This window comes from Caulobacter sp. LjRoot300 (assembly GCF_964253875.1).
In the GTDB taxonomy this organism is placed as follows: Bacteria; Pseudomonadota; Alphaproteobacteria; order Caulobacterales; family Caulobacteraceae; genus Caulobacter.
The window spans coordinates 899,135-913,599 of sequence record NZ_CAXUSA020000001.1; the positions used below are offsets into that span (position 1 = coordinate 899,135).

The 14,465-nt window shown below is 69.2% G+C and carries 18 protein-coding genes and 2 tRNA genes; 8 read left to right on the forward strand and 12 right to left on the reverse strand.

Annotated elements, in window-relative coordinates:
- Positions 1-72: 72 nt before the first annotated feature.
- Positions 73-1,815: a cell cycle sensor histidine kinase DivJ gene (gene divJ / locus ACSQ2G_RS04135; RefSeq protein ID WP_436028507.1), complete on the reverse strand. Its 1,743-nt coding sequence runs from the start codon at positions 1,813-1,815 to the stop codon at positions 73-75.
- A gap of 188 nt (positions 1,816-2,003) precedes the next feature.
- Here divJ and ACSQ2G_RS04140 point away from each other — a divergent pair, with 188 nt between their 5' ends.
- Positions 2,004-2,867 carry a sensor histidine kinase gene (locus tag ACSQ2G_RS04140; protein ID WP_436028509.1) on the forward strand — a complete coding sequence of 288 codons (864 nt, stop codon included), beginning with the start codon at positions 2,004-2,006 and terminating at the stop codon, positions 2,865-2,867.
- A gap of 42 nt (positions 2,868-2,909) precedes the next feature.
- Complete coding sequence (locus ACSQ2G_RS04145; RefSeq protein WP_436028511.1) at positions 2,910-3,335, forward strand: SufE family protein; 426 nt, start codon at positions 2,910-2,912, stop codon at positions 3,333-3,335.
- Positions 3,336-3,343: 8 nt separating this feature from the next.
- Here the strand turns inward: ACSQ2G_RS04145 and ACSQ2G_RS04150 are convergent, their stop codons facing one another.
- On the reverse strand, positions 3,344-3,508 hold the full coding sequence (locus ACSQ2G_RS04150) for a hypothetical protein (protein ID WP_436028513.1): 165 nt from the start codon (positions 3,506-3,508) through the stop codon (positions 3,344-3,346).
- A 91-nt stretch (positions 3,509-3,599) separates the two neighbouring features.
- Here ACSQ2G_RS04150 and trhO point away from each other — a divergent pair, with 91 nt between their 5' ends.
- From trhO to ACSQ2G_RS04175, 5 genes are all read left to right on the forward strand, one after another.
- Complete coding sequence (trhO, locus tag ACSQ2G_RS04155; RefSeq protein WP_436028514.1) at positions 3,600-4,541, forward strand: oxygen-dependent tRNA uridine(34) hydroxylase TrhO; 942 nt, start codon at positions 3,600-3,602, stop codon at positions 4,539-4,541.
- A gap of 193 nt (positions 4,542-4,734) precedes the next feature.
- A complete protein-coding gene (locus ACSQ2G_RS04160) occupies positions 4,735-5,028 on the forward strand; it encodes an ArsR/SmtB family transcription factor (RefSeq protein WP_436028515.1) in 294 nt (97 codons plus the stop codon).
- Between the two features lie 98 nt (positions 5,029-5,126).
- Positions 5,127-5,876 carry a glucose 1-dehydrogenase gene (locus ACSQ2G_RS04165; protein WP_436028517.1) on the forward strand — a complete coding sequence of 250 codons (750 nt, stop codon included), beginning with the start codon at positions 5,127-5,129 and terminating at the stop codon, positions 5,874-5,876.
- Between the two features lie 76 nt (positions 5,877-5,952).
- Entirely contained in the window at positions 5,953-6,270 is a 318-nt protein-coding gene (locus ACSQ2G_RS04170) for a hypothetical protein (RefSeq protein ID WP_436028519.1), read from the forward strand.
- A gap of 66 nt (positions 6,271-6,336) precedes the next feature.
- On the forward strand, positions 6,337-6,789 hold the full coding sequence (locus ACSQ2G_RS04175) for a PA2169 family four-helix-bundle protein (RefSeq protein ID WP_310085082.1): 453 nt from the start codon (positions 6,337-6,339) through the stop codon (positions 6,787-6,789).
- Positions 6,790-6,875: 86 nt separating this feature from the next.
- On the opposite strand, the gene ACSQ2G_RS04180 is transcribed toward ACSQ2G_RS04175, so the two are convergent.
- The 8 genes from ACSQ2G_RS04180 to ACSQ2G_RS04215 all read right to left on the reverse strand — a co-directional run bounded on the left by ACSQ2G_RS04180 (position 6,876) and on the right by ACSQ2G_RS04215 (position 12,766).
- Positions 6,876-7,586: a DUF6456 domain-containing protein gene (locus ACSQ2G_RS04180; protein ID WP_436028521.1), complete on the reverse strand. Its 711-nt coding sequence runs from the start codon at positions 7,584-7,586 to the stop codon at positions 6,876-6,878.
- Entirely contained in the window at positions 7,583-7,969 is a 387-nt protein-coding gene (locus ACSQ2G_RS04185; RefSeq protein ID WP_028041514.1) for a helix-turn-helix domain-containing protein, read from the reverse strand. Before ACSQ2G_RS04185 ends, ACSQ2G_RS04180 begins: the two co-directional genes overlap by 4 nt.
- A 142-nt stretch (positions 7,970-8,111) precedes the next feature.
- Positions 8,112-9,041 carry a sugar kinase gene (locus tag ACSQ2G_RS04190; RefSeq protein WP_436028524.1) on the reverse strand — a complete coding sequence of 310 codons (930 nt, stop codon included), beginning with the start codon at positions 9,039-9,041 and terminating at the stop codon, positions 8,112-8,114.
- Between the two features lie 254 nt (positions 9,042-9,295).
- Positions 9,296-9,874 (reverse strand): hypothetical protein, encoded by a 579-nt coding sequence (locus ACSQ2G_RS04195; RefSeq protein WP_436028525.1) that lies wholly within the window; start codon positions 9,872-9,874, stop codon positions 9,296-9,298.
- Between the two features lie 96 nt (positions 9,875-9,970).
- The gene (locus tag ACSQ2G_RS04200; RefSeq protein ID WP_436028527.1) at positions 9,971-11,743 is read right to left on the reverse strand and encodes a DUF885 domain-containing protein; all 1,773 of its coding nucleotides are present in this window, start codon (positions 11,741-11,743) and stop codon (positions 9,971-9,973) included.
- Positions 11,744-11,825: 82 nt separating this feature from the next.
- Positions 11,826-12,437, reverse strand: a complete 612-nt coding sequence (locus ACSQ2G_RS04205) for a hypothetical protein (protein ID WP_436028529.1) — start codon at positions 12,435-12,437, stop codon at positions 11,826-11,828.
- Positions 12,438-12,570: 133 nt separating this feature from the next.
- Positions 12,571-12,645, reverse strand: a tRNA-Gly gene (locus ACSQ2G_RS04210).
- 46 nt (positions 12,646-12,691) lie between these two features.
- Positions 12,692-12,766, reverse strand: a tRNA-Gly gene (locus tag ACSQ2G_RS04215).
- Between the two features lie 247 nt (positions 12,767-13,013).
- Here ACSQ2G_RS04215 and ACSQ2G_RS04220 point away from each other — a divergent pair.
- On the forward strand, positions 13,014-13,874 hold the full coding sequence (locus ACSQ2G_RS04220; RefSeq protein WP_436028934.1) for an SDR family oxidoreductase: 861 nt from the start codon (positions 13,014-13,016) through the stop codon (positions 13,872-13,874).
- Here the strand turns inward: ACSQ2G_RS04220 and ACSQ2G_RS04225 are convergent.
- Complete coding sequence (locus ACSQ2G_RS04225) at positions 13,871-14,155, reverse strand: type II toxin-antitoxin system RelE/ParE family toxin (protein ID WP_436028531.1); 285 nt, start codon at positions 14,153-14,155, stop codon at positions 13,871-13,873. The genes ACSQ2G_RS04220 and ACSQ2G_RS04225 overlap by 4 nt on opposite strands.
- A gap of 3 nt (positions 14,156-14,158) precedes the next feature.
- Positions 14,159-14,428: a CopG family ribbon-helix-helix protein gene (locus ACSQ2G_RS04230; RefSeq protein ID WP_436028532.1), complete on the reverse strand. Its 270-nt coding sequence runs from the start codon at positions 14,426-14,428 to the stop codon at positions 14,159-14,161.
- Between the last annotated feature and the right edge of the window lie 37 nt (positions 14,429-14,465).

The window sequence follows — 14,465 nt, forward strand, 5'->3', positions numbered from 1 at the left end:
AACGATCGCCAGTCCTAAAACTCCCCCCTCCGTCGGCTTCGCCGACACCTCCCCCACAGGGGGAGGAGCTCGTCACCTCGGCGGCGCGAACTTCACGACGTTCGGGCCCAGTTCCGGCTCTTCCGGCGGCTCGGGCGCCGGCTCCAGCAGCGGGGCCTCCATGGCCGGGCGCGAGGCCCGCAGCAGCACCGGCAGGCGCACCGAGACGCTGGTGCCCGCGCCCAGGCGGCTCTCGATGGTCATCTCGCCGCCGTGCAGCCGGGCGAAGGCCCGCACCAGCGACAGGCCCAGGCCCGTACCCTTGGCCCGCTGGTCGACGCCGCCGGCCTGCTCGTAGGGGCGGCCCAGGCGCTCGAGGTCCTCGGGGGAAATCCCGACCCCGGTGTCGGCGACGACCAGCTCCAGTTCACCGTCGTGGCCGTCGGCCGTCACGATCACCTGGCCGCCGCGCGGCGTGAACTTCAGGGCGTTGGACAGCAGGTTCAGCACGATCTGCTTGAGGGCCCGGCGGTCGGCGTCGACCTCCAGCTCGTCCGGCGGCAGGACGCCGCGCAGCTGCACCCCCGCCGCGTCGGCCTGGACGCGCAGCAGGCGCATGGCCGCCGTCACCGCCTCGCGGGCGTCGAACTCGCCGCGCTGCAGCTCGAACCGCTCGGCCTCGATCTTGGACATGTCCAGCACGTCATTGATCAGGTCCAGCAGGTGGCCGCCGCTTTCATGGATCAGCTCGGCATATTCGCCGTAGCGGTCGGTCAGGGGCCCGAACATCCGGGCGCGCATGATGTCGGAAAAGCCCATGATGGCGTTCAGCGGCGTGCGCAGCTCGTGGCTCATATTGGCCAGGAAGCGGGCGCGGCCGGCGGCCAGGCCCTCGGCCTCGGCCCGGGCCTGGCGCAGGGCCGTCTCGCGGGCCGTGTCGAGCGTGGCGTCGCGCATCACGCCCACCAGCAGGTCCGGCGAGACCTGGCGCAGGTCCAGGCACACGGTGCGGGTCGGGTCCAGCAGCGGGGCGAAGGCGACGCTGGCCTCGCCGGCGTCCAGCGCGGTCGCCAAGGCGGCGCTGACCTTCTGGCGGTCGCCGGCCACGGCGGCGGAGGCCAGGCCGTCGGCCAGGTTGGCCGTCGCCACGCCGCGCGGCGCGGCCCCGCGCACGGTCCGGACCCGGCCGTCGCTGGCCACCACCAGCAGCAGCTGCGGCGCGCCGTCGACCAGGGTCTGCAGGGTGTTCAGCTCGCTGACCTGACGGCTGTCGCGCTCGCCGGCGCGGCGGTGGGTGAGGATCAGGCCCGAGGCCAGGCCCACCCCGACGGTCGCCACCGACAGGAAGCCGAGGATGAAGGCCAGCGGCCCCGTGGGCGCGGGCGGCGCCAGGCCCGACAGCTGGGTCAGGGCCGCCACCGCGCCGCCGATCAGGGCCAGGCTGGCGCCCTCGGCCAGGCGTCGCGGGGAGGACAGGGTCGAGGCCGCCGCCACCGGGGCCAGGATCCAGGCGCTCATCGCGCCGGAGACGCCACCGGTCACCACCGCCGCGCCGGCGCCGCAGGTGGCCCACAGCACCAGGATCAGGGATTGCAGCCGCTCGTCGCGTCGATCGCCCAACGCCAGGGCGGCCAGGGCGGGAAGCGCGCCGGCCGCCAGGGCCAGCCAGACGGGCAGGCCGACGACGCCGGGCGTGAAGGCCGCCGCGCCGGTCGCGAAGATCACCGTCGCCAGCCAGCCCAGCCGCCACAGATGCGCCGCGCCGAAGGCCCCCGTCGGAGACGAGGCCTGGCCCGGCCTGAGGCCGGTCTGGAACGGGGCGCCGTCGATGGGCAAGGCCGCGAGAATCCCTTCCGGTGAGTCTTCGTCGTCGAAGCTTAACGCCGCGAGCCCCCCGGCCCAAGGCCGCACAATCGGCGGGCGATCGTTAACGCCAGAGCTTCTTGTGGACGGAAACGGATTCGTAAGCGCCTTGGTTCATCCTGGTCCATCGAAGTTACGGACAGAAGGTCCGGGAGTCCCTGATGTCGCCACCGGCGATCACCGATGCGTCGGGCCATGCCGAGACGCCGCGCGAAAACGCCGGCGCCGACACCGGCCTGATGTCTCAGACCACCGCCTTCCGGCGGGCGGCGGCGCGCGCGCGGCGCAAGCAGGCGCTGGACGACCAGAAGCGCTCGTTCCTGCGCATGGTCAGCCACGAACTGCGCACACCCCTGAACGCGGTGATCGGCTTTTCCGAGATCCTGTCCTGCGAGCTGTACGGCCCCCTGGGCGCGCCGCAGTACAAGGAATATGCCAGCCTGGTGCACGAGAGCGGGCTGAAGCTGCTGCGCCTGGTCAACCAGATCGTCGAGATCGCCCGGCTCGAAGGCCACGTCACCGACCTGGACCTGGGCGAGGAGAACCTGGACGACGCCGTCGAGGACGTGATCCTGCAGCTGCGCGGCGAGGCGAACGCCCGCGGGGTCAGCATCGTCGTGCCGGAGGCCGGGACCCTGCCCAGCCTGCGGGCCGACGGCCGGGGCCTGCGCACCATCCTGAGCAACCTGCTGCAGAACGCCCTGACCCACTCGCCGCAGGGCGGCCTGGTGGTGGTCGAGGCCCGGCAGGCGGGCGGCGGACTGGTCGAGATCGAGATCCGCGACCATGGCGAGGGCGCCGATCCGGCCGACCTGCCCCGGCTGATCCGCCCGTTCGAACAGGGCGGGGCCACCCTGACCCGGGCGTCGGAGGGCGCGGGCCTGGGCCTGCCGATCGTCGACCTGCTGACCCGGGCGATGGACGGCGGCCTGCGGCTGAAGTCCACGCCGGGGCACGGCTTCACCGCCATCGTCACCCTGCCGGACGCCACGGCGCGGCCCTCGACGTCGCGGGCCCGGTTCTAAGGGGTCTTTCCCTTTTCGTCCCGGCGCACTAAGTCCCGCGCCATGCAACGCCCCATCGACGCCGCCCTCGACGAACTGGCCGACGAGTTCGAACTGCTCGGCGACTGGGAAGAGCGCTATCGCTACGTGATCGAGCTAGGCAAGGACCTGGCCCCGCTCAGCCAGGCCGAGCACTCCGAAGCCAACAAGGTGCGCGGCTGCGCCAGCCAGGTCTGGCTGGTGACCGAGCCCCAGGCCGACGGCACGGTCACGTTCCGGGGCGACAGCGACGCCCACATCGTCAGCGGCCTGATCGCCATCCTGATGCGGCTCTATTCGGGACGGCCGGCCAAGGACATCGTCGACTTCGACGCCGCCGCCGCCATGGCGCGGCTGGGCCTGTCGGAGGCGCTGTCGTCGCAGCGCTCGAACGGCTTGAAGGCGATGGTGGCGCGCATCCAGCGGGACGCGGCGGCGCTGGCGGGCTGAACGTCCAGCTAGTGGAAGAACCCCGCCCGGGTCCCGATGAACCAGATGGCGATCACGATCAGCACCAGCTGGATCATCCAGTTGACCGGCGAGGGAATGGGGCTGCGCTGGACCGCGTAGAGCGCCAGGCCAAGCAGGACGAGGACGACGAGGACGACGATCAGGATGCTCATGCCAGTTTAACCATCGCGCCTGGCGATAGTTCCAGCCGCGCTTGAGAAGCCCGCCTTGAGGATTTGGCCGCCAGCGCCTATCAGCCCCGTCATGAGCTTCCGCGTCGCCGCCCTCTATCGGTTCACGACCTTCGCCGACCCGCTGACCGTCATGCGGCCGCTGTCGAAGCTGTGCTGCGGCCTGGGCGTCAAGGGCACGCTGCTGCTGGCCCGCGAGGGGATCAACGGCACGATCGCCGGGACGCCGGACGCCGTCGACCAGGTGCTGGACCACATCCGCGCCCTGCCCGGCTGCGAGACCCTGGAGCTGAAGTTCGCCGACGCCGAGACGATGCCGTTCCACCGCATGAAGGTGCGGATCAAGCGCGAGATCGTCACCCTGGGGGCCGGCGACCTGGATCCGGCCAACAACGCCGGGACCTATGTCGAGCCCGCCGACTGGAACGCCCTGATCGCCCGCAACGACGTGGTGGTGATCGACACCCGCAACGCCTACGAGGCGGCGATCGGCACGTTCGAGGGCGCGATCGACCCGAGGACCGCCAGCTTCAGCGACTTCCCGGCCTGGTTCCGCGCCTTCCGCCAGACCTGGGACCCGGCCGCTGCGCCGCCCAAGGTGGCGATGTTCTGCACCGGCGGCATCCGCTGCGAGAAGTCGACCGCGTTCCTCAAGAGCGAAGGCGTGGAGGATGTCTTCCACCTGAAGGGCGGCGTCCTGAACTATCTGGAGACCACGCCGGCGGATGCGAGCCTGTGGCGGGGCGAGTGCTTCGTCTTCGACGAGCGGGTGGCGGTGGGCCACGGCCTGGCGCCGGGAACCCACGCCCTGTGTCGGGGCTGCCGCATGCCGGTCGGCCTGGAGGACCGGGCGTCCGAACACTATGTCGAGGGCGTCTCCTGCCCCGCCTGCTTCGAGGCCCGCGACGACCAAGCCAAGGCCCGCTACGCCGAGCGGCACAAACAGGCGACCCGGGCCCGGCAGCTGGGCATCGCCCATGTGGGGGCGGTGATGGGGCGCGAGACGCCCGACTAGATCGCATCGACCTTCAGCGGCGGGGACGAAAACCTCGTCCTTCGACAGGCTCAGGATGAGGTTTTTCTAGCGCTGCGACCTATCAATGGTCCTCATCCTGAGCTCGTCGAAGGACGAGGGCCAAGCGCTCGGCGCAATGTCGGGCGCCATCCCCATCGTTGCGTCCACGGCCTCCCGTCGTCATATGTCGGTCATGGATACCCAGACGGCCGCCCCGCTGAGCGAGCGACAGGTCACCCTGATCGCGAAGGCCCTGGCCGAGCCGCGCCGGGTGCAGATCCTCAAGGAAATCGGGGCCAACAGCGCGCCGACCGCCTGCGGCTGCATCGCCCAGTCCCTGCCCATCACCGCCGCCACCCTGTCGCACCACATGAAGGAACTGGAGGGCGCGGGCCTGATCCGCATCGTCCGCGAAGGCAAGTTCGCCTTCTTGGTGCTGCAGCGCGACGTCCTCAACGCCTACCTGGCCCAGCTCGCCGAAATCTGAGGCCGCCCGTACTTTTCGTCGGCGGTCCGCGCCTTGAAACGATTCGATACATATCTAACTATCGAACTGTCGCCATGAGGCGGCACGGAGAGAATTCGATGAGCAAGCTTTCAGGTAAGACCGCCGTCGTGACCGGCGCGTCCAAGGGGATCGGCGCCGGCATCGCCAAGGGCCTGGCGGCCGAAGGCGCGGCGGTGGTGGTCAACTACGCCTCCAGCCGGGAAGGCGCCGACAAGGTCGTGGCCGAGATCGTCGCCGCCGGCGGCAAGGCGGTGGCCGTCCAGGCCGACGTGTCCCAGCCGGCCGACGTCACGCGGCTGTTCGCGGAGGCCAAGGCGGCCTTCGGGGCGCTCGACATCCTGGTCAACAACGCCGGCGTCTATCAGTTCGCCGCGCTGGACGCGGTGACCGCCGACGAGTTCCACCGCCAGTTCAACATCAACGTCCTGGGCCTGCTGCTGGCCACCCAGGAGGCCGCCCGCCATTTCGGCCCCGACGGCGGCAGCGTGATCAACATCAGCTCGAGCGCGACCGCGCTGAACCTGCCGGAGACCTCGATCTATACCGCCACCAAGGGGGCGGTGGACTCGATCACCCGGGTGCTCGCCAAGGAACTGGGGCCGCGCAAGATCCGCGTCAACGCCATCAATCCCGGCGTCGTCGAGACCGAGGGTGTGCACGCCATAGGCGTGATCGGCACGGATTTCGAGGCCGCCCTGGTGTCGCAGACCCCGCTGGGCCGCACGGGCCAGCCCAGCGACATCACGCCGGTCGCGGTGTTCCTGGCCTCGGCCGACGCCGGCTGGGTGACGGGCGAGATCATCGTCGCCTCCGGCGGCCTGCGCTAGGGCGCGACGCGCGGGGCGGGGATCATCCCCCGTCCCGCCGCGTTATGGAGGCTCCCACTTTCCAAGGAGCCTTCCCATGGCCGCCTACGACGCTTCCTACGGCACGCCGGCCCAAGCGCGGCAGGGCCTGCTGTCCACCCTCTCCGACAAGGTTTCGGGTCTGATCAACAAGGCGCCCGCCGATCCCTACGCCCCGACCCCGCCGGCCGACTACGCCTTGACGCCGGACGCCCAGGGCAAGGTCACCCTGGCCGGCTACAAGGTGCCCGTCGCCATCGCTGTTCTCGGGGCCGGCGTCGTCGCCGCCCTGCTGATCAACCGCCGCACCCGCGCCCCGGCCATCGCCGCGGCCACCACGGCCTGGAGCTTCTTCGGATCCAAGCTGGCCAAGTAAGGCCCCGCTTCGAACCTTTCGTCGCCGCCCCGCGTTAGCCGATCCCCCAATGGACGGAGAGCCGCCATGACCCACACCAACGAAGACCACATCAAGCTCGTCAACAGCCTGGTCGAGACCACCATCGACAGCGCCGACGGCTATGCCGAAGCCGCCAAGGACGCCGACGGCGTCCGCTTCAAGACCCTGTTCCAGCAACGCGCCCAGGAACGCCGCTCGGTGGCCTCGGAGCTGCAGGACGAGGTCCGCCGGCTGGGCGGCGAGGCCAAGGACGACGGCACCATCCTGGCTGCCGCCCACCGCGCCTTCGTCAACCTGAAGGACAGCCTGACCAAGGGCGACGAGGCCGTGGTCAACGAGGTCGAGTCCGGCGAGGACTACATCAAGGCCAAGTTCGAAAAGGCCCTGCAGGACACCGACGTCCAGCCCCAGACCCGCGCGGCGATCGAAAAGGCTTGGACCTCAGTGAAGTCCGGCCACGACCAGATGCGCGACATCAAGCACATGCTGAAGCACTAGCGATCGACTTGGGGACACACACTCGCGGCACGGCTTTCGCCAATGGGGTGGAGCGTCGAGAGCGAGTGTGTGTCCCCTCGTGCCAATCAAACCATCCGGTAGTGCATCGCCAGCCGCTGCAGCGCCAGCTTCAGCACCGTCTTGCCGGCCCGCCTGGGCAGTTTCAGTTCGCGTTCGGCGACCTGCAGGGCGGTTTCCGCCAGGCACACCCGCTCCAGCATCTCCCGCAGGCCGGGGCCGACCGCCGCCAGGGCCGCGGCGATCCGGTCCTTGGCCGCCCGGGCCCGCAGCGCCGGCTCCAGGCCCTGGCCGCCGCCTTCGCCGCGCGGCTGGGCGTCCCAGTTCATGGTCAGGCGGCCGACCGTGCCGGCCTTCTGGAAATCCTCGCGCAGCCGCTCGCCGGCGCAGATCTCCACCGGCTCCAGCCCGCCGCGCCGGGCCAGCCAGGCCAGGGGCGACTCGCCGAGATTGGCCTTGAGCACCACATGCTCGCTGCTGCCCTCGATGACCACGCGCTCGCCCTCGATCACCCCCGGCCGCCCCGGCGGCGGGGTCGGCGGAGCCAGCGGCTTGACCAGCCGCCAGCCGCCTTCCCGGCGCGGGGCCAGGGCGCCGTCGCGGGCCAGTACGCGGAAGGCCGCCTCGTCCACGGTCAGCATGGCCCCGCGGCGCGGACCGAACCGGACCACGTAGCCCAGGCCCTTGACCTCGATCAGCGCGCCGGGCCGCCGCAGCAGCCGCTCGGCCCGGACGGCCAGGCGCTCGGCCTCCAGCGCCCGCTCGAACGCGCCGCTCATCGGTCGGCCCCCAGCTGGGTCAGTTCCGGAATGGCGTCGGGAGCCTGCTTGATGCACGCCTCCAGCACGCTCATCCGGGCGTCGAAGTCGGCGTTCTCGCGCATGTCCTCGATGCGGTGGCAGGCATGGCCGCAGGTCGTGCGGTCGCGGTTGAAGGCGAAGGCCACGCGGATCAGGGGCCAGTTGAAATTGACGTGCGCCAGGTAGATGGCGATCTGCCGGGCCCGCGCCGCCGCCTTGCTGGTGCGCTTGGCCGAGGCGATCTCGGACGGCGAGACCCCGGTGGCCAGGGCCACGGCGTGGGTGATGAACGCGGCCGTCAACCGGTCGCGGCGCGGGTCGGGCGAGATCGCCCACAGATCCTCGAGAGCTTGAGCCAGCATCGGCTTCCCCCTGCGAACGGCGTCCCCGTGACGCCCTCGACCCAGAGAGTCTAGGTCGATATTCCGGCAGTGAGGATAACTTTCCTATTGCGCGCGTCTAGTAGGAATATAAACCTTTGATTGCGTTGAGGCCGACCACTCTCTATCCCCGCGACCAAACGGGCATCGACGCCGTCGGGATGATCGCGCCCTTGCAGGCGACCACCGCCGCGGCCAGGTCGTGGCCGCGCGAAACGGCGGTCTCGACGGGCAATCCCGCCAGGCGCGAGGACAGGTAGGCGGCGTTGAAGCTGTCGCCCGCCCCGGTGGTGTCCAGCGCCTTGACCCGGGTCGGCGCGGGCGTGGCGATCCGGCCTGACGGCGTGTGGACATTGACCGCGTGGCTCTCGTCGCGCGCCACCACCTCGGCTCCAAACCCGGTTCCTGGGGCGGCCCATTCGGCGGCTAGGTCCTCGGCCTCGCGTCCGTACAGCGGCCGGCTGTCCTCGCTGCTCAGCGAAACGTAGCGGCACGCCGGCACGACGCCGTCCAGGGCCTCGCGCGCCGCCTCGGGGCTGGCCCACAGGGCCGGGCGGTAGTTGAAGTCCAGGGCCACGGCCACGCCCAGCGAGTGGACGTAGGCCAGGATGTCCTTCAGCCGCGCCCGCCCGATGTCGCCGACCACCGCCAGGGTGACGCCCGACAGATAGACCAGGTCGCTGGCCTTGGCCGCGGCGATCAGCTGGTCGGCGGTGTGCTGCGAGAACAGGTCGCGGATCGGGGCCCGCTCGCGCCAGTAGTGGAACTTCCGCTCGCCGCCGTCGTCCAGCACGATGGCGTAGAGGCCCGGCAGGCGGTTCTCGGCCTCGCGCACCAGGCGGGTGTCCAGCCCCTCGCGGCGCATGGCCGCCAGGGCCCCGTCGCTGAACGGGTCGCCCTTGCCCAGGGCCGTGCAGTAGGCCACCGCGTCCCCGAGGCGCGCCATGTAGACGGCGGTGTTGAAGGTGTCGCCGGCATAGCCCATCCGGTGCAGCCCCTCGCCCTCCGGCGACAGCTCGACCATGCATTCGCCCAGGACGGTGATGCGCGCCATGTGGTGGGTCCCCTCGTTTGTCGGGGTGATAGGGGGTTTTGGGGATAGCTTCCAGAAGCCCAATCCAAATCCATCGTCATCCCGGGCCTTGTGCCCGGGATCCCTCTGTACGCCGCAGGTGCAGAGGTGTGGCGCGCGGGCGCGCCATTGCACTTCACCATCAGCTGAACCAGGGGTCCCGGGCACAAGGCCCGGGATGACGGCACCCAACGAGCTAAATAGCCGATATTCAAGCGCTTGAGTGAATCATTATATCATTTCGCAGGCAACAAGAGCGCTTTCAAATCTATAGAAAACCCAAAGGCACCGGGCTTAGCCTCGATAGCGTTGACGATCTTCTTTCCCACTTCCAGGGCCCGGTGCCGGCGCGGGTCATGTTTCGCGATTTGAAAATTCTTCAGCTCAAGACCACCCTTCAAATCGGAAAAGATGCCTTCGATTGCTCGCAAAAAATCCGTCTCGTCTTTACAAAACGGCTTTAGGGGAATGACCAACAAGTCGCCCAATCCTGGCTCCGCTGGCGCATCGTCTCTCGTACTTTCCCGGAAGTAGTTTGGATGGGTTGTGGTCACGAGTAGGCCCGGCAAGACATCGTCGGCGTTCAGATCGCCGACTTTATGCCAGCTCAAAACTTCATTTCCGAAATGTATGCCATTCATGCTGCCGACAACGACGGCCCCCGTTTGCGTGGCCCGGTCAGCCATGTGCATGAAATGTCGCTTAAATAATTGCTCCCATTCTCCACCGGGCCAGCCGTAGTCGAGCAGGTAAATATACAAAGACCGATCCATCTTGATGGAAACGGTTTCCATATGGCTGATGTAAAGGCCCACGCTAAAATTCTCCGTGCTTCAGGAATTGAGCATGGCCGAAAATGGGAACACAGAGAAGTAGCTGCTGCTCCAAACTCCCGGACAATCATGCATTCTCTAACGCCCTGATCGCTCCGCGATCCACGCGTCGATCTTCTGCTCCAGCACCGCCAGCGGCAGCGAGCCGTTCAGCAGCACCGCGTCGTGGAAGGCGCGCTCGTCGAACTTGTCGCCCAGCGCCGTCTCGGCCCGGTGGCGCAGCTCCAGGATCTTCAGCTCGCCCACCTTGTAGGCCAAGGCCTGGCCGGGCCAGGAGACGTAGCGGGCCACCTCGACGTCGATATTGGTCGGCGACAGGGCGGTGTTGTCGAGGAAGCAGGCCTTGGCCTGGTCGAGCGTCCAGTGCTTGGCGTGGATACCCGTGTCGGCCACCAGCCGGCAGGCGCGCCACATCTCGTAGGACAGCCGGCCGAACAGCTCATAGGGGTCGCGATAGAGCCCCATCTCCTCGCCCAGCCATTCGGAATAGAGGCCCCACCCTTCGCCATAGGCGTTGAAATAGATCGTCTTGCGGAAGTCCGGGACGCCGACCTGCTCCTGGGCCAGCGAGGTCTGGATGTGATGGCCCGGCGCGCCCTCGTGCAGCACCAGGGCCGGCAGTTCGTAGAGCGGCCGCTGGTCCAGGGCCGAGGTGTTGATCATCAGCCCGCCGGCCCGGCCGGTCTTGGGATCGCCGCCGAAATAGCGGCCGGTGGTGTAGCCCTGCTCGATGCTGGCCGGCACGGGCCGCACGCCGTAGGTCAGACGCGGCAGGGTCCCGAAGTGGGCGGGCAGCTGGTCGTCGGCCCGCTTGGCGATCTCGCTGGCCTTTTCCAAGAGCTGCTGGCGGCTGGTGGCGTAGAAGCGCGGATCCTTGCGCAGATAGGCGATGAAGGCCGGCAGGTCGCCCTGGAAGCCGGCCTGCTTCATCACGGCCTCCATCCGCCCGCGGATGCGCGCCACCTCCGTCAGGCCCAGGGCGTGGACCTGGTCGGCGGTCATGGTCGTGGTCGTGTGGCGGCGCACCAGGAAGGCGTAATAGCGCTGGCCGTCCGGCAGGTCGGAGACCGCCAGGCTCTTGGCGGCGTGCGGGACGTATTCGGTTTCCATGAAGGTCACGAAGCCGGCCCGGGCCGGGACGACCTTGTCGGCGACCACCTTTGTCCCTTCGGCCAGCAGGGCGGTCCTGCGGTCGGCGGGAATGCTGGCCGGCAGGTTGCGCAGCGGGCCCAGCAGCGGGTCGTCGGCCAGCGGCGTGGCGGCCGCGCGGCGGGCCCGGTCCAGGACGGCCTGGGCGGTGGGGACGGCCTGGACGAAGCCCGTAGCCGCCCCGCGCCGGGCGTTGGCGATGTTGGCGGCGTACCAGCCGGGGGTCTGGGCCAGCAGGGCGATCCACTGCCGGGCCTCGGCCTCGGACTTCAGGCGCATGCCGTTGGCCCGGTACAGCAGGATCACGTCGAAGCCGCCGTCGGTGCTGAACGGCATCCGGGCCTCGTCGAACGACAGCCCCTCCAGCCGCTCGTCCAGGCTCCATTTGAGGATGGCGTGGGTCAGGCGTTGGTCGGGCTTGAGCGAGGCCAGGTCGACGCCGTCCAGCGCCTGGCGCGCCGAGATCAGCAGGGCCTTGCGGTCGGCGTCGGCCTTGGGTCCAACCGGCGGGAACCGGAAGCGCGAGGCGTCGTCGGCGCCGCCCTCCCCGTCGTCCTCGCCCGCGCCCGACGCTTCATAGGCCTTGACCGCTTGAGCCAGGCGGTCGGACGCGCTCGCGGCGCTCGCCTTGGGCGCGGCGGCGACGGCGACGCCGTTCAGGGCCAAAGCGATGGCGAGGCCCAAAAGGACGCGCTTGGACATCGAAAAACTCCCCCGCGGATGCACCGCGAGGGTTAGATCAGGAATCGCGTCTGGCTAGAAGGCTGACGCTGGAAGGCCGGCGCTAGAAGGTCGTCCGGCACTTCTGCTTGGCGTGGACCCCGCGCAGGAAGCCGCGCCGCGCCAGGCCGGCGTCGACCGCGGCGTTCATGCGGCGGTCGGCCGGCGCCGCGCCGGTCAGTTCCCGCACGATGCCGCGGAACGGAATGATGGTGTTGATCACCGTCTTGCCGCCGGCCTCGGCCAGCTTGCCGGCGCGGTTTTCCTTGACCTCGTTGCCGACGACATAGTCGGGACCCAGCACCTCGTTGAGTCGCGTGACCTCGGCGGCCAACTGCTTGCAGGTCTTCAGGCCCTTGAGGCTGTAGGGGTCTTCCTGGGCCGTGACCAGGATCGGCGGGATCTGCCGCTTCATGACGCCGACGTCGCGCCCCGGCTGGGTGCCGATCTCGACCGACTTCTTGCGGACCCGCGACCAGTTGGACTCCTCGCCCTCGGCCGGTACGCCGTCCTGCCTGCCCGGCTCGGACGCCGGCGCCGCGGTCGTGGGCTTCCGCGTCGGATATTCCGGTTTGGCCCCGATCTGGGCGGCCTGGGCCGCGCCCGCCAGCGCCAGCGCCGCCGCCATCACCGCCAAGCGGCCCAGGCGCGAGCGCCCAAGTTCGTATCCCGTCATGGTTCAGCATCCCCAGCCCGTCACCCGTTTCAACAGGTGATCACCGATCAGCAACGGCGGCCCGCGCAACGGGTTCCATAGGCCTATCAGGCTCCCACCGGATGCGTCACGCTTCAAATTCTGGAAGGGAAATTGGAGCGGGCGAAGAGATTCGAACTCTCGACCCCAACCTTGGCAAGGTTGTGCTCTACCACTGAGCTACGCCCGCATCCGGGATATTTCGGGTCTCGTTCCATCGCCGGAAAACCGGAGAATGGAGCGGGCGAAGAGATTCGAACTCTCGACCCCAACCTTGGCAAGGTTGTGCTCTACCACTGAGCTACGCCCGCATCGGCGAGGGCTGAAACAGCGCCCCGCGACGAGGAGGCGGCTTATGGCAGAGCGCCTTGCGGTTGGCAAGCGGTCTGACGCGGGTTCGGGCGCGTCATTGTGGACAACGCGCGGGACCTGCGCCCCTCGGTCGGGGACAGGCCCATGGGCCTGTCCCCAATCGCGTACGCGGGAGAAGGATCTTCTTCTTGCGCGAACGCTCGTTTTGCCCGCTCAATTACCCTTCGTTTCGGGGACTTGAGCGTCTTGCGTCTGTTCGTGTTCGGATTGGGCTATGTCGGCCAGGCCTTCGCCGAGGCGCTGATGGCCAGGGGCTGGAGCGTCGCGGCCACCGCGCGGGACGCCGAACGCGCGGCGCAACTGCGCGCCCTGGGGATCGAGCCCGTCGACGCCGACGACCGCGCCGCCATGACGGCGGCCCTGACCGGGGTCAACGCCGTGCTGGTCACCGCCCCGCCCACTGCCGAGGGCTGCCCGGGCCTGGAGGCCACGATCCCCGCCCTGGCGGCGGCGGAGGCCTTCCCCGACTGGATCGGCTACCTGTCGACCACCGGCGTCTATGGCGACTTCGAGGGCCGCTGGGTGTTCGAGAGCTCGCCCCTGAAGGCCCAGTCGGTCGAGGGCGCCCGCCGCGTCGGGGCCGAGCGCGACTGGCGCCAGGTGGGGCGCGGCATGGGGCTGACGGTGACCACCTTCCGCCTGCCGGGCATCTACGGCCCCGGCCGCAGCGCCCTGGACCGCCTGCGGGCCGGCGAAGGCCGCCGGATCGTCAAGCCGGGCCAGGTGTTCAGCCGCATCCACCTGGACGACATCGTCGCCGGCCTGCTGGCCTCGCTGGACAAGCCCCGGGCCGGCGGAATCTATAACCTCTGCGACGATGAGCCGGCCCCGCCGCAGGACGTGATGGAATACGCCGCCCGCCTGCTGGGCGTGGCCGTGCCGCCCGACCTGCCGTTCAACGAACTGGGCCTGTCGCCGGCCACCCGCCGCTTCTACGCCGAGAACAAGCGCGTTTCGAACGCCCTGGCCAAGGCCGAGCTGGGCTGGCGACCGAAGTACCCGACCTACCGCGAGGGGCTGGCGGCGATCCTCGCAGCGGGCCGTTAGAGGCTGTCCGGCCAGCGGCGAGAGCCATGGAAGACCCTGAGAATCTCGATCTCCTCGCCACGGATCTTATACGCGACGATGAAGGGGCCTCCAGGAACCACGAGTTCGCGCGCGCCACCGCGACGTCCCGGCCGACCAATGTTGGGGAAGTCGCGAAGTCGCCCGACAACCTTGACGATCCGCTGGATCTGGCCCGCCGCTGCGATGGGTCGATCTTGGGCGATCCACGCCCGAGCGAAGGCAAGATCGCGCTTAGCCGGCTCGGTCCAAACGACGCGCATGCGTCAGTCGCGCGTGGGCATAGGCCGTTCGTTCGGCGTATCCCAAGAGGCGACCCATTCAACGATTTCGTCGTGTTCGAAGACCCGGCCTTCCTCGGCCGCCCGCAAGCCTTCGTCGATCGCGGCGTCCTGCCAATCGCGCACTTCGAGGAAATCGCGCACGGCTTGCTCGACGAGCGCCGTCTTGGGCTGGTCCATGACGTCCGCGACCTCGGACAGTCGCCGGTCAAGATCGCTGTCGAGCTCAATGCGGAGAGGAGCGGATTTCGCCATCGACCTTCTCGAACAAGTCGTGAACACACCATACGGC